Origin of the sequence: Murimonas intestini (assembly GCF_024622195.1) — a bacterium.
Classification (GTDB): domain Bacteria; phylum Bacillota; class Clostridia; order Lachnospirales; family Lachnospiraceae; genus Murimonas; species Murimonas intestini.
Genome location: NZ_JANKBI010000016.1, coordinates 23,330 through 47,583, shown reverse-complemented (window position 1 = coordinate 47,583; position 24,254 = coordinate 23,330). Strand labels below are relative to the sequence as shown.

The window sequence follows — 24,254 nt, the reverse complement described above, 5'->3', positions numbered from 1 at the left end:
GTCCTGCAGACCTGCATATTATCTTTCATACCTCTCCTGGTTCTGATACTGCTTCTGATACTGTTTCTGATACATTTCCCCCGGCAAAATGACAGGCCGCAAAGTGCCCTGGCGTTACCTCTCTTAGCTGGGGTTCACTGATCCTGCAGCATTCCTTTGCCCCGGAACATCTGGGGTGGAATCTGCAGCCTGACGGCGGATCTATTGGACTGGGGAGATCACCCTCCAGCAGGATCCTTTCCTTCTTTATCTCCGGGTCCGGGATAGGGACTGCATTCAGCAGTGACACCGTGTATGGATGGAGCGGGCTGGCATACAGTTCTTTTTTCTCACACTGCTCCACGATTTTCCCCAGATACATCACAGCAATACGGTCACTGATATGCTTGACTACACTCAGATCGTGCGCGATAAATAAATAACCCAGTCCCAGCTCCTTCTTCAGGTCTGCCATAAGATTAATGATCTGCGCCTGGATGGAAACATCCAGGGCGGATACAGGTTCGTCCGCAATGATCAGCTTTGGTTCCAGGGCCAGCGCTCTGGCGATCCCGGCCCTCTGTCTCTGACCGCCTGATAATTCATGGGGATACCTGCCTCCCTGCTCTCTGGTCAGCCCTACCAGTTCCAGGAGCCTGCCTATTTTCTCATTCTGCTCCCTGCGGGGCATTTTATAAATCACCAAAGGTTCCCTGATGATCTCCTGGATCGTCATTTTAGGGTTCATGCAGGAGTAGGAATCCTGGAAAACCATCTGCATATTCTTTCTTATATCCTTCAGCATCCTTTTATCCATGGACAATATTTCCTGCCCCTCAAACCATACCTCACCTGAGGTTGCATTCTCCAGACGCAGAACCGTGCACCCGGCAGTTGATTTTCCGCAGCCTGATTCTCCCACAAGCCCCAGGACCTCTCCTGGCTGAATGGAAAAACTAATACCATCTACAGCTTTTACCTGGCCTAAAAGTTTCCTGGACAGCTTTGATTTAACAGGATAGTATTTCTTTAAATTTTTTACTTCTAAAAGCGCTGTCCCACCACTCATGTCCGACCCCTCCTTTATATTCCGCTGCTGTCCCTTATGTCACCGGCAGCCATCTTACGCCTCAGCTCTGCTGTCTTTTTACTGAAGAAACAGGCCGCTTCATGATCCTCCCCTACTTTTACAAGCTCCGGCTGTTCTTTTAAACATCTCTCCTCACACAGCGGGCATCTTCCTGCATACCTGCACCCCTGGGGGAGATCTGCAGGGCTTGGCACTGTTCCCTTAATGGTATAAAGGCGCTCACACTCCCTGTCCAGCCTTGGCAGGGCATTCATCAGTCCCAGAGTGTAGGGATGGGACGGATTTTTAAAAAGTGTCCTGACATCTGCGGATTCTACTACCTTTCCTGCATACATGACCACCACTCTGTCAGCTGTCTCAGCGATGACCCCCAGATCGTGGGTGATCAGCATGACTGACATCTGCCTTTCCTTCCTGATCTGCATGATCAGATCCAGTATCTGTGCCTGGATCGTCACATCCAGGGCCGTAGTTGGCTCATCCGCAATCAGAAGCTTAGGATCCATACTTAATGCCATGGCGATCATCACCCTCTGCCGCATGCCTCCGCTCATCTGATGGGGATATTCCTTTGCACGGCTCTCCGGGGAGGGGATCCCCACCTTTTCCAGCATTTCCACTGCTTTTCTCCATGCCTCTTTAGAAGGGATCTTATTATGTGCCAGTATGGCTTCCTGGATCTGTGCGCCCACCGTATAGACCGGGCTTAAAGAGATCATGGGATCCTGGAAGATCATGGCGATCTTTCTGCCCCTCATTTTTCTCATCTCTTCTTCCCTGATCTGGGTCAGATCACAGCCATCAAATTCAATGGCCCCTTTTTTGATCTTCCCTTTTCCTGAGATCAGCCGCAGAACAGACAGTGCAGTCACACTCTTCCCGCATCCCGATTCCCCCACGATCCCCAGTATTTCTCCCCGCCTTATGCCAAAGCTCACATCATCTACTGCATAATAAACTTTGTCCTCCTGATAAAAACACGTCTGTAAACCCTTAATCTCCAAAATATAGTTGTCATCCATCTGCCGCCCTCCTGCTGACAGGTATTAGTATATCTGCTCCAGCTGCCGGATGGCATCCATCCTGAAGCCGTGAATCTTATCATGGCACAGCAGCACACTTCCTGGGTAAGCAAATACTGGAAAACGGTATCTTCCGATCCTCTCTTCCACATCCTGCAGCTCTTTCAGCGCCTCATATGCCTGTCTCTTATCCTGCAGTACCTCCACCCCTTTTACCATCAGATAAACTCTCGACGTGGCTCTGAACATTTCCACATACAGGCGGTACATCTCAAACTGGCTGACAAGCCGGCTGTAAAAATCAGGAGCCAGCCCCGGATTCCCGGCTGCAATCCTGTCATACAGCAGTCCGATCTCCCTTAAAGCCTCATCCTTCTCTTCCAGCAGAGACGCCACATTTTCCTTAGTCATATCCAGGTCATGCCCCCGCTCCGGGAACCATTTCTGAAGTCCGTGATGCTCCTTCGACAGGAAATCCCCATGCCGTATATCAGCCGGTATCTTACTGTTTGAGCTGAAAAGAAAATCATGCATATAGACTGTTTTTTTCATGACGCTCCATGTCCCATCCAGTATTTCCATGAGCGCTTTTGTGCAGTCCTCTCTGGCTTCCCTGCTTAACCCGGGGCCATACAGCCTGTATTCCTCCAGATAAGCCCTGTAGATCTCCTGAGCAGGCATGTCAGGATCCTGTGACAGCATGGCGCCTGCATAGACATTGAGCACATTTACTGTACCAAAGGCCGAGTGGGAAGGCAGCGCCTCCCAGTCCACGCGCAGGGTAAATCCCTTTGCCCCGTTGGCCAGGCCGTGCCTGATCCTGCGCCGGATATCGTCTATAAGGATGCATGGCATAACACCGAATCCAAAATATTCTCCCATTACCTCATATTCAATCCACATCTCCCGATCCCCTGTCCTGCCGATCAGGGCGTTATCAGGAAATGTGGGATAAAAATCCTGAGGCGTGTTCTTGACAGACACAATGATGTCTTCAGGAAGCTTCAGCATTCCCGCCCGGATACCCTCCTGCTCATCCGCATAATATGTAAAATCTCTGACCACCAGCTGTTTACCTGCCTCTTTTGTGGGCCTGTATATGGACATGATAATTTTCTCCTGCCATTCGTCCTGACTGAAATTCCTACAGCGCTCACACCCGCATTTGCCATGGGCCAGAGAAGCCCTGCTCTCCCGGGTCCCCGTGGATATGATAACTCCGGACAGCTCCGGCAGGCAGGCATACAATTCCCCGTATTTCTGCGGCAGGTATCTGTCCCACCAAAAGCTGTCACTGGGACACACCACACCGTCATGGGCGACAGAGCTTTCATAGATCAGGTCTGAGAACCACAGCTCTTTTGACTGCAGAAATACCCTGATCCCCTTTTCAGCTGCAATCTTCACAATACTCCGTAAAAGCTCGGCAAATATAGGCTTCTCGTCATGGAATACAAAGGGGCTGGGGGTTCTGTCATATATTTCCCCATAAATGTTCCTGTAGATATCATAGATGTTCTTATCCTTCTGTCCCTCCGTAAAAAGCAGTGAGGGGTATACTACTTTATCTACAATATCATTCTCATGGAATATCAGTGTGTTCATATTATGCCTGACCATAAAATCCGTTATCTTCCTGATTTTATCTGGGTTCCAGATCGTTAAAGTGTCGTGGATCTCAATGCTCCTCACCTGCATGTTACTTTTCATCGCTCTTTTCTTCCTTTCTTCGAGATACGGTTAAACCCTGCCTGTTGTTTTTCAAAAAATCATTTCCTCTTCTGTATTTGTATTTTTCAAATAATACCTTGGAAATATTTTCCATTTACTGTTTATAGCTCTATATCATTCAATATAATCTTTAAAATGATGTTCGTACATCATTTTAAATTAAAAAACCCCCTTCCCCCTTTACTTAAAAGGCAGCTTTCTGCGCACTGTACAGCCCGGTACTTTCCGCCCAACTGCATTTTTTGCGGGGCCGTTACAATATGATTTGACACCCCGCAGTTTTTCCGTCATTTTACCTCCGGTATCTTTTTTCCTACACATCCCCCTTCATTTCTTTATAGTATCCCTCCAGATTCTCCCTCATCACAATCTCCATTTTAGTAATGATCTCATTCTGTACCGGCAGCCTGCCCTCCATGAGATAGTCAAACAACACTTTTACCGGCTCATATCCCTGTCTGTACGGTTCCTGGCAGATGACTGACCGTACCCGCCCTTCCCGCAGAAGTTCTGCATGTTCCTCATTCAGGTCATAACCAACCAGACTGACTTTTTCCTCTTCCCCTAAGGCTTTAAGCGCGTCGGCTACCCGGACAAGATTATCGCTTGCCACAAATATTCCCCTCATCTGGGGATACCGCACCAGGATTTCTTTTACCTGTTCCGCCACACTTTCCATATTTCCATGAACTTTAAACGGCCCCTGAGCCCTTATCCCGGAATTTTCTGATAAGTAATTTCTAAAACCGGCAACACGCTGTCCCATATTTGTAAGATGCTCGCTGCGGATCACGATCCCGGCTTCTCCCCGGTGTTCCAAAAAGGCGTCCATCAGCTGTCCGGCACATCTTCCCGCCACCACATAATCCGAGCCCACATACATCAATCTTCTGGACAGCGGCATATCATTATTAAATGTCACAACGGGTATCCCGGAGTCGATCAAACTGTTAATAAAATCTGAAAACTCCGTCCCCGGCTCCCAGGGTGCCACAGCCAGAGCATCAATCTCCGGAAGCATCTCTCTGATTTTCCGTATCTGCTCTTTCTCATCCAGCGCATCCTTTGAGATAATAAGCTGCATTCCAAAATCCCTGAATTCCTCATATGCCTGCTGTATCCCCCGCTCTACCTGGCTTCCAAACCATTCCGGCAGCAGATAGGAGATACCGATATTGCACCTTACCTTTTTAGAGAGATACTTGGCATTTTTATTTGGTATATAGTTCAGCTCCCTGGCAGCTTCCAGAACAAGCTCTCTCGTCCTGGGCGATACACTCCCGCGGTTATTAAATACCCGGTCTACTGTAGCAATAGATAGATTCAGCTTCTGCGCAATATCTATCTTTGTTGTACGTTTCTCTTTCACTTCATAACCCCGCAATGATGTACGTACATCATTTTTCTGTAAAAAAATAAATTTCTTATATACAGAGTATCAGATAAATCTCCTAATGTCAAACAAGAATTATAAAACTAGCGTTTTAGATAAATTTACCTTGTTGTTTTAGTTAAAGATTCACATAGAGTCACAGGCCACCCCATAACTGTTCCGCAGTTTCACAGTTATATACAGAAATCCCACCGCCAAAAGCGATGGGATTTCTGTAATCCTGTATCATATTCTCATATCTTTTCTATAAATCTACCATATTGACGTCAATATCCTGATCCTTTTCGCTTACAGGCGCATCCTGTACCTGCTTGGGTTCCGGAGCCCTGTCCTGCTTTGGAGCACGCGGCTGGTCTGAAGGCCTCTTCTGCCTTGGGGGCCTTGACTGCTCAGGAGATTTCTTCTGTCTTGGAGTCTCTCTCTGTGCCGGAGCTTCCTTCTTGGCAGGAGCTTCCTTCCTTGCCGGAGGAGCTTTTTTAACAGGCGGCTTGTCCTGGTTTACAGGCTGGTCATAATCTGCCGTCGGCTCAACTGACGGCTGACTCTCCTGCTGCGCCTTCCTGTTATCCTTCCTGGACGGCTTCCTGTTCTTGCGTCCTGAATCCTTTCTGGGATTCTCTGAAGGCTTAAGCTGCTCAGGTGTCTGGCGGAATGTCTCTTCCATGACTTCCTGGTCACGCACGGCTGCAGATGCCTCATGGCGGTCATCTTTACCTTTTGTCTGGTTAGGAGCATAGTAATTATCCGTACTCATGCTCTTTTCTTTCCTTGCGAACTCATTTGTCTGATAATCCAGTTCATCTTCCGCATCCCTCAGGTCATCTTTTAAATCCCTGTTCTTTAAGATCAGGTTGATAATGATAAACAGCAGGATAACAGCAAATGCGATCAGACCATAGATGATTTTCATTGTCAGATCATTCTTGACCTTCAGGTCATCGACCTGAGCCCTCAGGCTGTTGGCCTCACTCTCAGCCAGACTTGCCTGGACATTGGGAGTTTCTGTCTGCGGAACCTCTGGCTGGGCCTGAGTAGCCGGCTGGGTCTGAGGTGCTTCCGTCACTGGCTCTGTTGCAGGCGCACCTTCGGCTTCTTTCACATGGAGCACATAAAGTGCATCGATGCCGCTCTCGGAACGCACGGTGATGCTTACATCTACTGCACCGTCAACCAGCGTCGTATCTGAGATATCCACGATAGTGGCATTTTCATTGGATGTCTGCGGATCTAACTCCAGCTTTGTGGTTCCTGCAGGGACAGTTACAGTATATTCAACTGTACTGTAATCAAATTCCGGTGACACTTCTCCGTTGGTTATCCCCAGACCTGCCAGAGAGTTGTCATCTGACTGCCCTGATGCCAGGACAGGCATGCTGAACATACAGATCAGGACAAGCGCCATCCATAAACTGTGCTTCAAACGTCTCTTAAAATTATTCATATATTACCCCTTTTCATCTGTCCGCTTATGCTTCGTCGATTGCTTTCCCGATGTCATGCCTGTAATATTTGTTCTCAAAATCAATCCAATTCACTGCTTCATAAGCGTTGGCCCTGGCTTCTTTTAAATCTTTACCTTTAGCGGTAACACCCAGGACACGTCCTCCATTTGTTACGATTCCCTTTTCTGTCTGTTTTGATCCTGCATGGAACACATAATATCCGTCTTTGTCTTTAAAATTTTCAAGACCTTTAATGACAAAGCCTTTTTCATAGCTGACCGGGTATCCGTCTGATGCGAGCACGACACATACTGCTGCATTGTCCTCAAATTCCAGATCGATTTTGTCCAGTGTTCCATCCACACAGGCTTCAAACACATCAATAATGTCATTTTTCATTCTCGGCAGAACTACCTGAGCCTCCGGGTCTCCGAATCTGGCATTATATTCCAGTACCTTGGGGCCATCCGGCGTCAGCATAAGTCCAAAGAAGATAATGCCCTTAAATGGCCTTCCCTCAGCTGCCATAGCATCAACAGTAGCCTGATAGACATATTTTTTACAAAATTCGTCCACTTCATCCGTATAGAATGGGCTTGGTGAAAAAGTTCCCATGCCGCCTGTGTTCAATCCTGTATCTCCGTCTCCCGCACGCTTGTGGTCCTGTGCTGAAGTCATAGTTTTAATCGTCTTCCCATCCACGAAGGTAAGCACAGACACTTCCCGTCCTGTCATGAATTCTTCCACGACCATACGGTTTCCTGCCGAACCGAATTTCTTATCTTCCATGATGGACTTGACTCCCTCGCGCGCCTCCTCCAGATTCTGGCAGATGAGCACACCCTTTCCAAGAGCCAGTCCGTCCGCCTTGAGCACGATGGGAAATTTAGCAGTCTCCAGGTATTTCAGCGCCTCTTCTGCATCATCAAAATTCTCATAAGCTGCTGTGGGAATATTGTACTTCTTCATCAGATCCTTTGAAAATGCTTTGGACCCTTCCAGAACAGCAGCATTCTGCTTAGGTCCGAACACTTTAAGTCCTCTCGCTTCGAACACATCCACGATCCCGCCTACCAGAGGATCATCCATTCCTATAACAGTCAGGTCGATCTCATGGGCAGCGGCAAAATCTGCCAGCTTATCAAACTCCATGGCGCCAATGTTCACGCACTGGGCATACTCAGCTATCCCCGCATTGCCTGGTGCGCAGTATATCTTATCTGCTTTTGGACTCTGGGCGGTCTTCCATGCTATGGCATGTTCTCTCCCGCCGCTGCCCACGATCAATATTTTCATTTTATTGCCTCCGTCTTATTTCCCCGGACAACGAGCCAATGCCATATTCTCATGGCCTTAGCTGCTTCCTCACTGCTTCCTTACTACTTTCCCGTCCACTACTTTTATCATGTCATTGGCGATGAGATTAATTGCCTGGGGCATGATCACCCACTCTGCCTCTTCCATCACTCTCTGCTGAAGGCTCTTGGGAGTATCATCCTCATGTACCTCCACCGCCTTCTGAAGGATGATCGGGCCAGTGTCTGTCCCCTCATCTACAAAATGCACAGTGGCCCCTGTCACCTTCACGCCCCGGGCAAGCACACCTTCATGTACCTTCAGGCCATAATAGCCTGTCCCGCAGAATGCAGGGATAAGCGCAGGATGGATATTTATGATCCTGTTGGGATACGCCTTTACCATAATTTCGGGAATCACCACAAGGCAGCCTGCCAGAACTACAAGATCCGGGTTATATGACTGTATGCTTGCGAGAAGCGCCTCATTAAAAGCCTGTCTGTCACCGAAATCCTTAGGTGAGACACAGACTGCCTCTATCCCGTTCTCCCTTGCTCTTTCCAGGGCATATGCGTTCTTATTATTACTTATTACAACTGCGATTTCTGTATTCGTGATGGTTCCGTCTGCAATCCCGTCAATAATAGCCTGCAGATTTGTACCGCCGCCTGATACAAGAACAGCCAGTCTCAGCATAAGGTCACTCCCTTTTCTCCTGCCTCAATATGCCCTATCACATATGGAGTCTCACCGGCAGCTTTTACAGCTTCCATTATTTTATCAGCATCTGCCGGATCAACTGCCAGTACCATGCCGATACCCATATTATATGTATTGTACATCATCTGGTCATCAATGCTGCCTTCCCTGGCAAGCATCCTGAAGATAGCGGGAACTTCATAGCTGTCCTTTTTCACAACTGCCCTGACGCCATCCGGAAGCATTCTCGGAACATTCTCATAGAATCCACCGCCTGTGATATGGCTGCAGCCCTTTATGCGCACTCCCGCTTCCTTAACATTCTTAAGTGTCTTCACATAGATTTTAGTAGGAGCAATGAGCGCCTCACCAAGTGTTGTTCCCAGTTCTTCATGATATGTCTCCAGAATTTCCTTTTCCATCCTGAAGACTTTCCTTACAAGAGAGAAACCATTGCTGTGCACGCCTGAGGATGCGATTCCGATCAGTGTATCTCCCGGCTTGATATCTTTGCCTGTGATCAGGTCTTTCTCATCTACCACACCTACTGCAAATCCGGCCAGATCATACTCATCTTCCGGATAGAAGCCCGGCATCTCAGCTGTCTCGCCGCCTATAAGCGCTGCATTTGACTGGGCACATCCGTCTGCCACTCCGCTGACGATAGTTGCGATCTTCTCCGGCACGTTCTTGCCGCAGGCTATGTAATCCAGGAAAAATAATGGCTCCCCGCCAGCGCAGGCAATATCATTGACGCACATGGCAACGCAGTCAATGCCTACTGTGTCATGCTTATCTAAAATAAAAGCCAGTTTTAACTTTGTGCCTACACCATCTGTACCTGAGACTAAGGTAGGTTTTTCCATATTTTTAAAGGCTGACATTGAAAATGCCCCTGAAAACCCTCCGATATTTGTCAGTACTTCAGGCCTCATGGTCTTTTTGATATGCTCTTTCATCAGTTCAACTGATTTGTATCCCGCTTCAATATCTACGCCAGCGTTCTTATAATCCATTTAATTTTCCTCCTAAAAACCTGTCTCTTCTATAATAATATATAATATACTTTATCCGGGCAACGTTATTTTTGTTTCATATATTCCTTATAACCCAGCTTGTCCAGCTTCTCAGCCTTTGCCACAACCTGATCCTTCAGATCACTGGAATACTTTTTCAGTCTCTCTAAAAGAGCGTCATCTGAGGTAGCAAGGATCTTTGCGGCCAGAATACCTGCATTTGCGCCGCCGCCTATTGCTACTGTAGCCACCGGTATACCGGAAGGCATCTGTACGATGGAGTACAGGGAATCTCTTCCGCCTAAAGAAGTGGTATGCATCGGAATACCGATTACCGGCATCGGGAAGATTGCAGCGCACATTCCCGGAAGATGTGCCGCCATACCTGCTCCTGCAATGATAACCTTCCATCCTTTGCTCTCAGCTGACTTTGCGTACTCGAAAAATACGTCCGGCTCCCTGTGTGCTGAAATGATAGTCATTTCATATTCTACTCCGAGTTCTTCCAGTACATCTGCTGCCTTTGCCATAACCGGCATATCTGAGTCACTGCCCATTACGATTCCAACTTTTGCCATGGTTTTATTCTCCTTTGTTTATTATTATTTCAATCCATATTATGGGTCTTGCTTTACCGAATCATTACAACTATTTATTCTACTAACTCCCACGCGGCTTGTCAACTTTTTTGTTAAAGCGGTTTATTTAACTCTTCAGTCCCTGGAAGCACAAATCTGCCGTTCTTTATGATTTCTGTCCTGCTTCCGTCTTCCCTGACCACTTCAATAAGCCCAAGCTCATCATAGGGAATGGTGATGTCAGTGTGGCAGTTAAAATATGCCCTGCCCGGATCTTCTTTTCTTAATATGGAAACTTCATTGTCACGTGCCACGATCTCCTTGCCGTTTGGATTGAAGACAGCCGTATCCTCCGACCAGCTGTAGCATGTATCACCCACTGCAAAGTGCGGTCCCATCTTCTCTGCTATGAGGATGGGCAGCTTATCGGCTATGCCATATTTTCTGGCAGCCGCATACGCGGTCGTATTAGTTCCGATAGCAAATTCTCCCAGCGGCAGCGTGTCGTGATGATAGAGGACATTTTCTCTTACATACTTTCTGTTCTTTTCCTCTGAATCAAAATTGCCGCAGGTATAATCTGTAATCATGCCGTCCTCCAGAGTTACAGACAAGTCAATATATTTCAGTTCATTGAGGTATACCTCGCTCACATGGAGAACTCCTGTGGTGCCGGAGAGCTTCGGTGAAGTAAATACTTCTCCCACAGGGATATTTACATCTGCCACACAGTTCTCAAACTTTGTCTGTTTCTGCGGATCTTCAATATCCTTCAGCATGACAGTCAGGTCAGTGCGGTTCCTGCCGCATCCCCGGATATAAACAGACACACCTGTATCCAAAACGTCTATGATCGTCTGCTGGATCCTCTCGTACAGTTTGTAATCCAGAGTATTTATCCTGACTACTTCCCTGAATATCTCCTCAAAGCTGCTGCCGATCTCCGGTACAGGGAATGCGATGATGGTAAAGCTTCTCTCTTCCCCAATGATATACTGGTTTGTCAGCTGTGCTGATTCACTGTCATACAGGGCTGACAGCTTCTGCTGCTTATCGCTTAAATGATATGCCTCTTCTTTATCCAGCGGTGCAAATGGCTGCTCTCCAAATGTCTCTATACATGCCGGGCCTGCATGCCCATTTGCCAGCTTCCTGTAATTCTCATATGCAGTGCGTATCACGCCAAGCTTTCTTTCAATAAATGGTTTATCCAGATAGATCGCATTGTCATTTTTGTGGTCATAATCAAACTGCTTATTCGGGATGCCTCCCAGATAACCGATACGGCTGGCCTGCCTCTTATTGACTGAGGAAACAGCAGCCCTGTATATGACAGGCTTCAGTCCCATCTGTGCAAAGTTCTGGATGGCTTTTTTGACCATCCGCTCAAATCCAAGGGTAAAACGGATATTGACTGTCTCTTTTTTAGACAGGTCTTTATGACCCAGAACAAATCCGATACGGTATCCTTCTGTATAAGTGTCAGCCATCAGGTCTATATCCTCCTGGGGCAGACTGTTCATGAAACGTGCCATCTCCAGCTCGTTTTCCGATACATATTCACCATATTTATAGAGATAGCGCAGATCATTTAAATCTTCCTCACAGATGATCCTGACTGCAAAATCAAGAGACGGGTCTATCGCCTCTCTTGTCCTGTATTCCACTGTAATATCGCTGTTGTCGCTCTCAAACCAGTAGACGATCTGCTGCAGCTTCCTGTATGAAGGCAGTTCATCCTCAAAGCAGTTATAGATCTCTACAAACAGCTCATTTAAGATCGTCATTTCCGTAAGCCTGCCCTCAAAGGCATAGACGATCATTCCACGCAGTTCTGCATACAGAAAACTTAAGATCCGGCCGTATACATCCCCCAGTGTCTTCACTGCCCAGGCCGGGTTTGCATAGCTGGTCTCATAATTTTCCGGAAGGATATCGGCATAGAGAGCGGCATTTTGTTCCTGCCACTGCTCTAATGTATAACCTTCCGTCTCTCCTGATTCCAGCTTCCGCTTCAGCTCATCCATCTGCATGATGAACTCCGCCATCTTTACAAAATAGTCCCTCAAGGGTTCCTGTACTGTCGTTTCAGCCGGGATCTGGGATATCCTCTCCACCACCAGGCTGTATCTTTCTAATAAGACATCGTCATTTTCCATTATTATTCCCCCGCCTTTATATTTCCGTCCGCTATATTTTTCTCGATCAATTCCCTGCAGTATGCCCACAGTTCCTCAGAACCGTCGCCGGTATGTGAGTTTCTTGACATTATCTGGGATTCTTTTACTTCATGTTCCTTCCAGCTCTTTCCATGATTTGCATTTGTCAGGAACACCGGCTGGATCTTATCAAGCGTATTTGCAAATCTGGCTTCTGCAGTCTCACCCTCTTCAAACTCATCCCAAAGCCCGCGCATTTTTGCAGCCTGGTCTGAGGGAAGCAGGCTGAATATCCTTTCTGCTGCTGCCAGTTCCCGCTCTCTCTTAGTGGAATTGCCTGCCGTATCATAAGCATAAGTATCCCCCGCGTCGATCTCAACGATATCGTGTATGAGCACCATGGCAGTCGTCTTTAGAACATCTATCTTCTCATTTGCATACTCAGACAGCAGGATGCACATAAGCGCCAGATGCCAGGAATGCTCCGCATCATCCTCTTTTCTGCTTCCGTCCGCCAGATATGTCTGCCTTATCACTTTTTTACTTTTATCAGCCTCCAGGATAAAATCCATCTGCTGCTTTAATCTTTCTATATCCATATGCTGCCTCCCTATCTGACTCCGAACAAATATATCGCAAGCCATATCACAAGTATTGTGCCGTTGATCATGGAGCCTGCCTTTGAAAAGAATGAAAGTCTGTTCTTTTCTTTAAAGCTGCGAAGCCCTGTCACAAGGCCGGCTGCTGCAATAATGATTGCAGTCATGCCGATCGCCCCCAGATATGCTCCGCCTTTTCCTCCATTTGCCATGGCAATGCCTACGAGCACTATGCAGATAACGGCTGACAGCGCTCCCAGAACTGTGGAAGTGATCCCCTTTTGGGAATGGCGTTTTTCAGCAAATGAATATGTCGGTTTTCTAGACATATAATTTTCTCCTTATCCAATTACAAAACGCAAAACACAGATAGCCTATAACGCCGCCCAGTGTATTCAAAATAATGTCATCCACATCAAAGCTTCCCACCTTAAAAATCAGCTGGATAGTCTCTACCATCAGGCTGAACTCCATACTCAGCAGGAAGATGAGCAGAAAACTCCGCGTTCTGCGGTTTATCACAGGCAAAATCGCCCCAAACGGAACAAAGGCCAGGACATTTCCAAATATATTGGTTATGAATGCCACTGCCCCTAACTGCTCCCTGTATTGGAAAAACCGTTTAATTTCTAAGAACGGAATCAGGTTGTATGAATACACCCGCTCAGTATTCGTCCTGCCATAGCTCTCCGCAAAAAACAGAAAATAAATAAGCAGCGCCAGATACAGCAGAAATAAGACGACCCCCATACGCCTTATCCGTTTTTTGGTCTTTCCTCTCATATCATCATTTTGCCTTTATCCCTTAAGAGTTTTGCCCCATGTATAATCATGAGCACGCCTGTGGCAACGCCTGTAGCGATTGTTACGATACCCACCACAATACCGGCAGTTCCCGCAGTCCTCATTGTATTATAGATTTTTTCATTCATGGCCGAATCCTCCTTTTTTAAAGCACGTGCAGACCGTGCTGCAGTAAACCCATAGAACTGTAACTTATTCTGCTCCGTATTGCTCATAATATGCGTCAATAGCTGCCTTAATCTTGTCATCAATGATGACTTTCCCTTTGTACTCCCTGTTATACAGGTGCTCTGTCACTTCTGCCATCGTTACGATCGCATTTGCCGGGAAGCCGTAAAGCTCCTTAATCTCATCCAGTGCACATTTACTTCCTTTCCCGCGTTCCATGCGGTTCAGTGAAACCATCAGTCCTTTGATCTCTACATCTCCCTGTGCCTTGATGATGGGGAATGTCTCCTCGATGGACTTTCCTGAAGTAGTGACATCCTCAATGATCACCACCCTATCTCCGTCCTTCAGCTTGCTCCCCAGCAGAATTCCCGTATCACCATGATCCTTAACTTCTTTTCTGTTGGAACAGTAGCGCACCTCTTTGCCGTAAAGCCTGCTGATGGCCATTGTCGTGGCAACACTCAGCGGAATGCCTTTGTACGCCGGCCCGAACAGCACATCAAAATCCAGACCATAATTATCATGTATGGCTTTTGCATAATACTCACCCAGCTTTTCCAGCTGCGACCCTGTCACGTAAGCGCCTGCATTCATAAAGAACGGGGATTTTCTTCCGCTCTTGAGAGTAAACTCTCCGAACTTAAGCACATCACTGTCCACCATAAATTCTATAAATTCCTGTTTGTAAGCTTCCATCTCTATCCTCCTGCGTATTCCATCTTATTGTATCCGCTGATCAAACTCCCCCGCTTTAAGGGGAGAATGCCGCTCCTCTATCTCACAGCGCCTATGAGATCTGTGATCTTATCCACGCCGTACTTCTCCATATATGCCTCTATGCCTGACACTACTTCCTCTGTGGCTGTGGGATTGAAGAAGTTCGCCGTTCCCACGGATACTCCCGTGGCTCCTGCCAGTATAAATTCAATCGCGTCCTCAGCTGTGGCTATACCTCCCATTCCTATGACAGGAAGCTTAACAGCATTCGCCGCCTGGTAGACCATACGCACCGCCACAGGCTTTATGGCAGGGCCGGAAAGTCCGCCCGTCCTGTTAGCAAGGGCGAAGGCTCTTTTGTGGATGTCGATCTTCATCCCTGTCAGTGTATTGATCAGGGAAAGTGCATCGGCTCCGCCTGCCTCAGCCGCCTTGGCCATAACAGTAATATCAGTCACATTCGGGCTCAGCTTCATGATAATGGGCTGTCTTGCCCTCTTCTTCAGCTCACTCGTGATATGTTCCACAGCCTTCGGGTCCTGGCCGAAGGCGATACCGCCCTCTTTCACATTCGGGCAGGAGATATTGATTTCAAGCAGGTCCACATCCTCATCCGCCAGCCGTTCTACGACCTGGCAGTAATCCTCCTCAGACCTGCCGCAGACATTTACAATAATCTTTGTATCAAATTTCTTCAAAAACGGAATATCCCTTTTAATGAATACTTCCATTCCGGGATTCTGCAGCCCGATGGCATTTAGCATGCCCGAACTTGTCTCCGCCACTCTCGGGGTGGGGTTGCCCGGCCACGGTACATTTGCCACACCCTTTGTCACTACGGCTCCCAGCTTGTTCAGATCTACAAATTCGCTGTATTCTTCACCTGAGCCAAAAGTCCCTGACGCTGTCATCACAGGATTTTTCAGTACCACGCCCGCTATATTTACGCTGGTATCTATTCTGCTCATAATTCTACCTCCGTGGATAAGAATACCGGCCCGTCCTTGCAGACGCGCTTGTTGTGCACATGAGAATGACCGTCCACCTCAGTAGACTGGCATACGCATCCAAGGCATGCCCCCACTCCGCAGGCCATCCTCTCCTCAAGGGAAAGCCAGCATTCGATCCCCCGCTCCTGTGCGAATGATTTCAGCGCCCTGAGCATGGGTGTCGGGCCGCAGGCGTAGATCACATCGGCATCCAGCCCGTTTTCCTTAATGGCATCGATAACTGTCCCGCATGTACCGCAGCTGCCGTCTTCTGTGGCTATATAGAGGGAGCCGTTCTGCTTAAGCTCCTCAGCAAGGAAGACCTCATCCCTGTAGCCCGCAATGATCTGCCTCACTCCGCCAATCTGCTTTGAAAGCTCCACAATGGGAGGAATTCCGATTCCCCCGCCGATAAGAAAAGCCTTTTTGCCCTCTCCTGCACGCTCCAGAGGAAATCCGTTTCCAAGCGGTCCGAGAATACTGAGCTTTATGCCCCTGTGATATTTTGAAAATTCTCTCGTGCCTGCACCGGCAATGCGGTAAACGATGCGGAGTGCACCTTTTTCCTTATCTGTCTCACATATACTGATGGGGCGTGGAAGCAGCCTGCTCCCATCCCTGCTGTACACAGAGATGAACTGCCCGGGAACTGCTGCCCGGGCTATCTTATCTGTTTTAAGCCACATGCTGTAGATATCAGTCCCTATACATTCCTGGCTTATTATTTCACTGTCTTCTCTGAATTTTTCTGCCATGTCTTCGCTCCTAACGGTTATTTAACGCCTGGGAGATATCAGCAATCATATCCTCCACGGCCGCCCTTGAGGCTTCACCGAAGTTTTCAGCTCCGTACTTTTCATATTTCTCCTGTTTGTATGCTGCTATGATCCCTCTGGAAGAATTTACGATCGCACCCAGTCCGTCTTCATTGAAGAAATGTACAAGGTCTGCGCCTTTTCCTCCCTGAGCTCCGTAGCCCGGTACCAGGATAAAGGACTTTGGCATAATGCGGCGGAGCACACGGCCCTGCTCTGGATAAGTAGCGCCCACCACAGCGCCTACATAGCTGTAGTCATCTCCCATACACTCTTCGCCCCATCTTGCCACCTGCTCTCCCACAAGTTCATAGAGGGGACGGCCGTTCACAAGCTGGTCCTGGAACTCCCCGCTGGACGGATTGGAAGTCTTTACCAGAATGAAAAGGCCCTTCTTTTCTGCCTTGCAGACATCCACGAAAGGTTTGACTCCGTCTGTCCCCAGATATGGGTTGACCGTCACAAAATCTTCATCAAACGGGGCATATGTCCTGCTGCCCACCTGCACCTTTCCTATATGTCCCACAGCATACGCCGCTGAAGTGGATCCAATGTCACCTCTCTTGATATCCCCTATCACCACCAGGTCTTTCTCTTTACAGTAGTCAACTGTCTTCTTGAATGCTTTCAGCCCTTCCAGTCCGAACTGCTCATACATGGCGATCTGCGGCTTCACAGCAGGTATCAGGTCAAAAACATTGTCCACAATTTCCTTATTATACTGCCAGATAGCTTCAGCAGCCCCTTCCAAAGTCTCTCCGTACTCCGCGAAAGCCTTCTGCTGGATATGCTCCGGTATATAATTCATCATCGGGTCTAATCCTACCACTATCGGCGCATTTGTACTTTTGATTTTACTGATTAATTTCTGAATCATTTCTTAAAATTCCTCCCTGTCCGTATATGCCGCAGCAGCCTGAGAGCTGTCTGCTGTATTTTGTTAAAAACTTAATTATTGTTTATTTTTTAGAATCGTCATAGACGATGCGGCCGCCGCAGATGGTCATCTTGACTTTTCCTCTCACCTTCCACCCGTTGAACGGCGTATTTCTGCCTTTTGAAGCAAAGCACGATGCATCAATGATATATTCCTCTTTGGGGTTGATTATGACAATGTCAGCCTCTTTTCCTGCTTCCAGGCTTCCCCTGTCAACTCCTATGACCTTCGCCGGATTATAACTCATCTTTTCAGCCATCTGCATGGGGGTCAGGATCCCCTTTTCCACCAGCTCAGTGACCGTCAGGGGCACGGCTGTCTCCAGGCCCACGATACCAAAGGGGGCAGCATCCATGCCTTTTAATTTTTCACTTGCTGCGTGGGGGGCATGGTCTGTGGAGATCACATCCATGATGTCATCCTTTAAGCCCTGTCTCAGCGCTTCCACGTCTTCCTTCGTGCGAAGGGGAGGATTCATCTTGAAGTTTGTATCTCCTTCAACGATATCCTCTGAGGTGAGCGTAAAATGATGCGGGCATACCTCGGCAGTCACAAAAAGCCCCTCTTCCTTTGCCTCTTTCACCATCCTCACACTGTCCTTTGTAGAACAGTGGCACAGATGGAGATGTACACCTGTCTCCCTGGCCAGCATGATATCCCTTGCTGCTATAATGTCCTCCACTGCATTTGAGATGCCTCTGTAACCCATGGCCTCCGTGTGTTCATCTGCATTTACCACTCCGCCCTTTACCAGGTTGATATCCTCACAGTGCGCCAGGACCGGAATGCCTGCTCTGGCGGCGATCTTCATGGCTTCCCTGTAGAGCCCGGAGTCCATGACTGACTTGCCGTCCTCACTTATAGCCGGAGCGCCGGCCTCTGCCATTCCTTCTATATCAGCCAGCTCTTTTCCTTCCTGTCCTTTCGTCACGGCTCCTGCCTGGAGGACATGGATCGGAGCATTCATCTTCGCCTTATTATGCACATAACTGACTTTCTGCTTATCATCAGTCACAGGCTTAGTATTCGGCATGGCCACTATCGTGGTGAATCCGCCCCTGGCTGCAGCCATGGCGCCTGTCTCCACAGTTTCCTTGTGGGTCAGTCCCGGATCCCGCAAATGTACATGGAGATCTATAAGTCCCGGCATGACAAAGCATCCCCCGGCGTCGATCACCTTTCCGGCCCCTGCCTTTTCTGCATCTATTTTCTCTTCTACTTTTATTATCTTATCGTCTTCAGTTAAAATGTCAAAACTCCCATTCCTGCCGGAAGCCGGGTCTAACACCCTGCCATTTTGAATTAAAATACGCATCTGTTTTCATTCCCTTCTTCTATTCTCTCCTGCCGCTGCAGGATAAAAATGCATAAAACCCCATAATCACTTTATTTTACCATACATACAAAGAGGCCGCAACTTTAAAATGTTTCGAAACAATAACATGTTGAATTCTCACATTTTAAATGATATGATAAACGTAACTATTTAGCAGGTCTGTGCATTTATTGCACTGACCTCTGGAACGAAAGAATGCGGGGAATGAAGGATTGATGTGGGGAGAGAAACCCTACCGTTCGCTTGATTATCATCTGAGGGAGCGGTTTGGTGAAAAAATATACAAAGTATCTTTAGACGGAGGCATGACATGTCCAAACAGGGACGGTCATATCGGCAGCAAAGGCTGTATCTTCTGCAGCGCCGGAGGTTCCGGAGATTTTGCGGCGGACAGACGCCTCTCCGTTACAGAGCAGATAGATTCCCAGATCTCTTCTCTGAAGGATAAAAAGAACGCCCGGCACTACATCGCCTATTTCCAGGCTTATACGAATACTTATGCTTCCTGCTCTTATCTGCGGGAAATATTTACAGAAGCCCTCTCCCATCCTGATATAGTGGGGCTTTCAGTGGGAACAAGACCTGACTGCCTTCCCGGGGACGTGGTTGGATTATTATCAGAATTGAACAGAACAAAGCCTGTATGGATAGAATTGGGCCTGCAGACTATACATGAGAAAACGGCCGGGTATATCCGCCGGGGCTATGGCCTGCCCTGTTTTGACAGCGCCGTGCACAGACTGCGCCAGGAGGGCCTTGATGTGGTCGTGCATACTATACTTGGGCTTCCCCATGAAACTGCGGATGATATCCTGCAGACAATAGAATATTTAAACAACATGGACATCCAGGGCATCAAGCTTCAGCTCCTGCATGTCCTTAAAGGGACTGACCTGGCTGCAGACTTTCTTGCCGGCAGATTTTCAGTCATGAGCCAGGAGGAATATACAGACCTGGTCATCAGCTGTCTGGAGCACCTGTCTCCGGACATCACTGTCCACCGGCTGACCGGGGACGGTCCCAGAGATCTTCTCATTGCTCCCATGTGGAGTACCAGGAAGCGCAGTGTATTAAATGCGCTCCATCAGGAACTGAAAAACCGCGGCACCTGGCAGGGAAGGCTGTATACAGCCCCATACCCGGCCTGACAGACTCAAAAGGAGATACTATGGCTGAACCTTTAACTCTGTACAAACTGATCATCCTCTACATGCTGAAAAAAGTGGATTTTCCTCTCACAAATGCACAGATTACTGATTTTATGCTGGACCATGAATATACAACTTATTTCACTCTCCAGCAGGCTCTCTCTGAACTTCTGGAATCTGAGCTGATACGGGTGGAAACCATATCCCATACTTCACAGTACCGTCTCACTGAAGCCGGCGCTGAGACACTGGAATACTTCTCCCACATGATTTCCAGGCCTATTCAGGAGGATATCGATGCATATCTGGCTGACAATAAGCTCAAGCTGCGCAATGAAGTGTCCGTACTCGCAGATTATTATAAGACAAACGGGAACGAGTTCGCCGTACACTTCCGTGTCAAGGAAAAGGCTAATGACCTGATCGACCTGACCCTGACAGTCCCCCTGGAAGACCAGGCAAAGGCCATGTGCAGCAGCTGGCATAAAAAATGCCAGCAGATATATGCTTATCTGATGGAAGAGCTGATGTGACCGCTCTTTAAAAATAGCGGATCCTTACATCTTTTATCCTACTCTCTAACCCACTTCAGATAAGCTTCAATATTCTTTTCATAACCATTCCCTGAGGGTCTGTAAAATACCTTATCTTTTAACTCCTCCGGCAGATACTGCTGGCGTGAGAAATGTTTCGGACAGTCATGGGCATATTCATAGTTGAGTCCGTGCCCCAGTTTGGCCGCCCCTTTGTAATGGGCATCCTGCAGGTGGGACGGAATAGTTGCTTTTGAACTTCTTACTGCTTCCATGGCTTCCCCGATGGCATTTGTAGCGGAATTGCTCTTTGGCGCCGATGCCACATACAGCACTGCCTGGGCCAGAATAAGCTGTGCCTCCGGCATCCCCACTCTCTCTACGGCCTGTGACGCCGCAACGGCTACCTGGAGGGCCTGGGGATCAGCATTTCCCACATCCTCAGATGCACAGATCATGATCCTCCTGGAAATGAATGTCACACTCTCCCCGGCATAGAGCATACGCGCCAGGTAATAGACCGCCGCATCGGGGTCTGAACCTCTCATACTCTTTATAAAAGCTGATATGGTATCGTAGTGGCTGTCGCCGTCCTTGTCATAGCGCACTACCCTCTTCTGTATGCACTCTGAAGCCACGTCCAGCGTGATATGTATCTTTCCGTCTCCGCTTCTGTCTGTCGTAAGCACGCCAAGCTCTATTGCATTCAGGGCTGACCTGGCGTCTCCCCCCGCTATGTCTGCCAGGAAATCTGCCGCGTCTTCATCTATAACTGCCTCATATGCGCCCATTCCCTTCTCTTTATCGTAGACTGCCCTGTCGATCAGTGTCCTGATATCTTTCTTATCAAGAGGCTTCAGTTCAAAAATAATAGATCTGGAGATCAAAGCCCCGTTTACTTCAAAATACGGATTTTCTGTGGTTGCCCCTATGAGTATCAGGGTGCCGTCCTCCACAAACGGGAGCAGATAATCCTGCTGGCTCTTGTTAAACCTGTGTATCTCATCCACAAAAAGGATGGTCCGCTTCCCATACATCCCCAGATTGTCTTTTGCAGAATGCACCACTTCCTCCATATCCTTTTTCCCGGCCACAGTGGCATTAATCTGCCTGAATTCGGCGCTCGTGGTATTGGCTATGACTTTTGCCAGGGTAGTCTTTCCTGTACCCGGCGGCCCGTAGAATATAATAGAGCTCAGCTTGTCCGCCTTAATGGCCCGGTAGAGCAGCTTGTCCTTTCCGATAATATGCTGCTGCCCCACCACCTCATCCAGGCTTCTGGGACGCAGCCTGGACGCAAGGGGCGATTCATTTTCCATTGTATTGCTTCTCATATAATCAAATAGATCCATAATTATACCTTTTCTTTTTCTGTTTTTTATCCGCCTGATGACACCTATTCCAGTATGAGCTCATCAGCTGTGACAAACTCATAGCCCTCCTTCTGGAGGATATCCACGATCTGCAGGGCTGCGTCAACCGATGATCCATAATAATCGTGTAGCAGGATGATATCATTTTCCTTTACATTCTTTACTACCCTGTTCACTACGGCAGAGGTGTCTTCTGTCTTCCAGTCCAGGGGATCTACACTCCAAAGTATGGAGATCAGCTCGATCCCGCACTCCAGATTGTCATTCCATGACCCAAACGGGGGCCTGATAAATTCTGTCCCTGATCCTGTGACCTCATATATCAGGTCGTTTGTTTTGATGATCTCCTCACATGCCTTTTCCTCACTTAATTTCGTCAGCTGGACATGATTGTATGTATGATTGCCGATCAGGTGGCCTTCGTCCTTCATGCGCCTGACTATATCTTCATTGCCGATGATATTTTTCCCTATGAGAAAAAATGTGGCATGGACTCCCCGTTCCTTCAGACCGTCCAGAAGCCTGGGTGTAAAAACAGGGTGAGGGCCGTCATCAAAGGTCAGCGCTATTTTGGGCTTCACATCATCTGTTTCTCCCCCGTCCTCAGCCAGAGGCTGGTCTGCACGAATGCTGCCTGATGTCCCTCCCGCGCTTATATCCTCATGAAACTTTCCATATAAAAATGCGCCTGTAAGCATAAACAGAACCATAAGTTCAAGACATATCGTATATCTGCTTTCCCACAATTTTCCCATGAAATCCCCGCGTAAACACAGCTGCCCCCAGTCCGGCCAGCCGCATTCCTGTCAATATCACTTGATTATATGCCGCGGGAAGCTGTTCTATTCATCGCGCTCGAAATACATATGATCCATATAAAGCTCATTAAAATCCGGGTCTGTGGAAAGTTCCACCTCCCTGGATATCTTTATGATATGTTCCACCTTCTGTTTCGCTTCCTCATCCAGTATGTACTGCTCCGCTCCGGAGAGGGAACTGTTTCCCACAGCCTTTATCCTGCCCTCAAAGGCCTTTGGAAGGAGCCCTATATCTATAGCCTTGTCCTGGTCGATGTGGAATCCAAAACCTCCTGCCAGATAAAGTGTATCTACCTGGTCATAAACCACTCCGTAGCGCAGCAGGAGCGTCTCCATTCCTGCACGGACCGCGGCCTTGGCCAGCTGTATCTCCCGCACGTCCTTCTGGGTAAATGTAATGGTATCTCCTGAGACGGCTTCCGCCAGCGGAAACCCTTCCCCGAAGTATTCCTCATCCAGAAGCCCCGTCTCATCCACAAGCGCTGCCTTCACCAGCTCAGCAGCTGTCTCAATGACCCCCGTGCCGCACAGCCCTTCAGGCTCTGCACCCTGTATGGTAGTCACTGAGGCTTTCCCGTCTGTAATTTTTACATTTGAGATTGCCCCTGCCACGCTGCCCATTCCCCAGGAAATATTTCCGCCCTCGAAGGCTGGTCCCGCAGCTGTGGATGTGACAAAGATCTTATCCCTGTTCCCCACTGCCATCTCTCCATTTGTGCCCAGATCCACCAGAAGGCAGACCTTTTCATTTTCTGCAAATCCGCAGGAGAGCAGGCCTGATGTGATATCTCCTCCCACATAGGTGGAGATCCCGGGCAGCAGTACAATATCGCAGTCTAGTTCATCACTCTTTAGTATTTCACTGAAGGGCCTTCTGATGGTGCTGATATCTACCGGCCGGAACGGGAAGATTCCCAGATGCTCACAGGAGAATCCCATCAGCAGATGGCCCATAGTGGTGTTTCCGCCTATGGCGATCTCCTTCACCTGGTCCCTCTCCACTCCCATGCTTCCTGTCAGCTCCCTGATGCCCGCCAGCAGATCCCGGCAGATGCTCTTTCTGAGCAGCTCCTTTTTGCCGTCATTTGACGCCTGTATCCTGGATATGACATCAGAGCCGTAGGCTCTCTGGTGATTAATGCCTGTATAAGTCCCGGCAGCTTTGCCTGTGTCCAAATCCAGCAGCTGCATGGCAAGCGTGGTTGTACCAATGTCGATCGCTATGGCATATCCAGAAGCCGCCTTCTCACGCGCCGCCGCGCTCTCTCTGCCGGCTACCACATTAAATGCTTCATCTGTCTGGAAATGCAGGCGTATCGTGCAGTCCCCCTGTGGAACTGCCTTGCATGCCAGCCTGAATCCGGCCTCCAGCTCTTCTTTTTTCAGTTTCTTCTCATCAGAAGGGGTGACTGGAAGATCACCTTCCACTACCTGTATTCTGCATTTTCCGCAAGTACCCCTGCCCCCGCACACGGCACTGACATAAATGCCCTGCCGGAGCAGGGCATTCATAATACTTTCATTTTCTTTGCAGGTCAGCGGATACCCCTTCCCCTCATCTGCTATTTTCAGCACATGTTCCATAGTATCCTCTCCTTTTTTGTTATCC

General features: G+C 48.3%; 24 protein-coding genes. 2 read left to right on the top strand and 22 right to left on the bottom strand.

Annotated features, from left to right (window positions below; translation table 11 throughout):
* Positions 1-25 precede the first annotated feature (25 nt).
* From NSB28_RS19115 to NSB28_RS19025, 19 genes are all read right to left on the bottom strand, one after another.
* Positions 26-1,048 (bottom strand): ABC transporter ATP-binding protein, encoded by a 1,023-nt coding sequence (locus tag NSB28_RS19115; RefSeq protein WP_109748236.1) that lies wholly within the window; start codon positions 1,046-1,048, stop codon positions 26-28.
* A gap of 14 nt (positions 1,049-1,062) precedes the next feature.
* On the bottom strand, positions 1,063-2,091 hold the full coding sequence (locus NSB28_RS19110; RefSeq protein ID WP_109748237.1) for an ABC transporter ATP-binding protein: 1,029 nt from the start codon (positions 2,089-2,091) through the stop codon (positions 1,063-1,065).
* A gap of 24 nt (positions 2,092-2,115) precedes the next feature.
* On the bottom strand, positions 2,116-3,801 hold the full coding sequence (locus tag NSB28_RS19105; protein ID WP_109748238.1) for a hypothetical protein: 1,686 nt from the start codon (positions 3,799-3,801) through the stop codon (positions 2,116-2,118).
* A gap of 334 nt (positions 3,802-4,135) precedes the next feature.
* Positions 4,136-5,191, bottom strand: a complete 1,056-nt coding sequence (locus NSB28_RS19100) for a LacI family DNA-binding transcriptional regulator (RefSeq protein WP_257497891.1) — start codon at positions 5,189-5,191, stop codon at positions 4,136-4,138.
* Positions 5,192-5,459: 268 nt separating this feature from the next.
* Positions 5,460-6,656 (bottom strand): cadherin-like beta sandwich domain-containing protein, encoded by a 1,197-nt coding sequence (locus tag NSB28_RS19095; protein WP_109748240.1) that lies wholly within the window; start codon positions 6,654-6,656, stop codon positions 5,460-5,462.
* A 25-nt stretch (positions 6,657-6,681) separates the two neighbouring features.
* Positions 6,682-7,953 (bottom strand): phosphoribosylamine--glycine ligase, encoded by a 1,272-nt coding sequence (purD, locus tag NSB28_RS19090; RefSeq protein WP_109748241.1) that lies wholly within the window; start codon positions 7,951-7,953, stop codon positions 6,682-6,684.
* 69 nt (positions 7,954-8,022) lie between these two features.
* Positions 8,023-8,649 carry a phosphoribosylglycinamide formyltransferase gene (gene purN / locus NSB28_RS19085; protein WP_109748242.1) on the bottom strand — a complete coding sequence of 209 codons (627 nt, stop codon included), beginning with the start codon at positions 8,647-8,649 and terminating at the stop codon, positions 8,023-8,025.
* Positions 8,643-9,668, bottom strand: coding sequence for a phosphoribosylformylglycinamidine cyclo-ligase (purM, locus tag NSB28_RS19080; RefSeq protein ID WP_109748243.1), 1,026 nt, complete (start codon positions 9,666-9,668; stop codon positions 8,643-8,645). Before purM ends, purN begins: the two co-directional genes overlap by 7 nt.
* A gap of 65 nt (positions 9,669-9,733) precedes the next feature.
* Entirely contained in the window at positions 9,734-10,246 is a 513-nt protein-coding gene (purE, locus tag NSB28_RS19075; RefSeq protein WP_109748244.1) for a 5-(carboxyamino)imidazole ribonucleotide mutase, read from the bottom strand.
* 113 nt (positions 10,247-10,359) lie between these two features.
* A complete protein-coding gene (locus NSB28_RS19070) occupies positions 10,360-12,405 on the bottom strand; it encodes an aminopeptidase (RefSeq protein ID WP_109748245.1) in 2,046 nt (681 codons plus the stop codon).
* A gap of 2 nt (positions 12,406-12,407) precedes the next feature.
* On the bottom strand, positions 12,408-13,004 hold the full coding sequence (locus tag NSB28_RS19065) for an HD domain-containing protein (RefSeq protein ID WP_109748246.1): 597 nt from the start codon (positions 13,002-13,004) through the stop codon (positions 12,408-12,410).
* Positions 13,005-13,015: 11 nt separating this feature from the next.
* Positions 13,016-13,333, bottom strand: a complete 318-nt coding sequence (locus NSB28_RS19060; RefSeq protein WP_109748247.1) for a DUF6142 family protein — start codon at positions 13,331-13,333, stop codon at positions 13,016-13,018.
* Entirely contained in the window at positions 13,326-13,787 is a 462-nt protein-coding gene (locus tag NSB28_RS19055) for a VanZ family protein (protein ID WP_109748248.1), read from the bottom strand. Before NSB28_RS19055 ends, NSB28_RS19060 begins: the two co-directional genes overlap by 8 nt.
* Positions 13,784-13,936: a hypothetical protein gene (locus NSB28_RS19050; protein ID WP_187374236.1), complete on the bottom strand. Its 153-nt coding sequence runs from the start codon at positions 13,934-13,936 to the stop codon at positions 13,784-13,786. Before NSB28_RS19050 ends, NSB28_RS19055 begins: the two co-directional genes overlap by 4 nt.
* Before the next feature lie 64 nt (positions 13,937-14,000).
* On the bottom strand, positions 14,001-14,675 hold the full coding sequence (pyrE, locus tag NSB28_RS19045; RefSeq protein WP_109748249.1) for an orotate phosphoribosyltransferase: 675 nt from the start codon (positions 14,673-14,675) through the stop codon (positions 14,001-14,003).
* A 77-nt stretch (positions 14,676-14,752) separates the two neighbouring features.
* The gene (locus NSB28_RS19040; RefSeq protein ID WP_109748282.1) at positions 14,753-15,655 is read right to left on the bottom strand and encodes a dihydroorotate dehydrogenase; all 903 of its coding nucleotides are present in this window, start codon (positions 15,653-15,655) and stop codon (positions 14,753-14,755) included.
* A gap of 5 nt (positions 15,656-15,660) precedes the next feature.
* Complete coding sequence (locus tag NSB28_RS19035; protein ID WP_109748250.1) at positions 15,661-16,440, bottom strand: dihydroorotate dehydrogenase electron transfer subunit; 780 nt, start codon at positions 16,438-16,440, stop codon at positions 15,661-15,663.
* Between the two features lie 10 nt (positions 16,441-16,450).
* Positions 16,451-17,377: an orotidine-5'-phosphate decarboxylase gene (gene pyrF, locus NSB28_RS19030; protein ID WP_109748251.1), complete on the bottom strand. Its 927-nt coding sequence runs from the start codon at positions 17,375-17,377 to the stop codon at positions 16,451-16,453.
* A gap of 82 nt (positions 17,378-17,459) precedes the next feature.
* Positions 17,460-18,752, bottom strand: a complete 1,293-nt coding sequence (locus tag NSB28_RS19025) for a dihydroorotase (protein WP_109748252.1) — start codon at positions 18,750-18,752, stop codon at positions 17,460-17,462.
* Positions 18,753-18,985: 233 nt separating this feature from the next.
* Here NSB28_RS19025 and mnmL point away from each other — a divergent pair, with 233 nt between their 5' ends.
* Both mnmL and NSB28_RS19015 read left to right on the top strand, forming a co-directional pair.
* Positions 18,986-19,921: a tRNA modification radical SAM protein MnmL/YtqA gene (gene mnmL / locus NSB28_RS19020; protein ID WP_334296035.1), complete on the top strand. Its 936-nt coding sequence runs from the start codon at positions 18,986-18,988 to the stop codon at positions 19,919-19,921.
* Positions 19,922-19,941: 20 nt separating this feature from the next.
* Positions 19,942-20,454 (top strand): DUF4364 family protein, encoded by a 513-nt coding sequence (locus NSB28_RS19015; RefSeq protein ID WP_109748254.1) that lies wholly within the window; start codon positions 19,942-19,944, stop codon positions 20,452-20,454.
* Between the two features lie 38 nt (positions 20,455-20,492).
* Here the strand turns inward: NSB28_RS19015 and NSB28_RS19010 are convergent, their stop codons facing one another.
* From NSB28_RS19010 to NSB28_RS19000, 3 genes are all read right to left on the bottom strand, one after another.
* Positions 20,493-21,806 (bottom strand): replication-associated recombination protein A, encoded by a 1,314-nt coding sequence (locus NSB28_RS19010; RefSeq protein ID WP_109748255.1) that lies wholly within the window; start codon positions 21,804-21,806, stop codon positions 20,493-20,495.
* 44 nt (positions 21,807-21,850) lie between these two features.
* A complete protein-coding gene (locus NSB28_RS19005; protein WP_243134813.1) occupies positions 21,851-22,582 on the bottom strand; it encodes a polysaccharide deacetylase family protein in 732 nt (243 codons plus the stop codon).
* A gap of 87 nt (positions 22,583-22,669) precedes the next feature.
* Positions 22,670-24,229, bottom strand: coding sequence for an ASKHA domain-containing protein (locus NSB28_RS19000; protein ID WP_109748256.1), 1,560 nt, complete (start codon positions 24,227-24,229; stop codon positions 22,670-22,672).
* Positions 24,230-24,254: the final 25 nt, after the last annotated feature.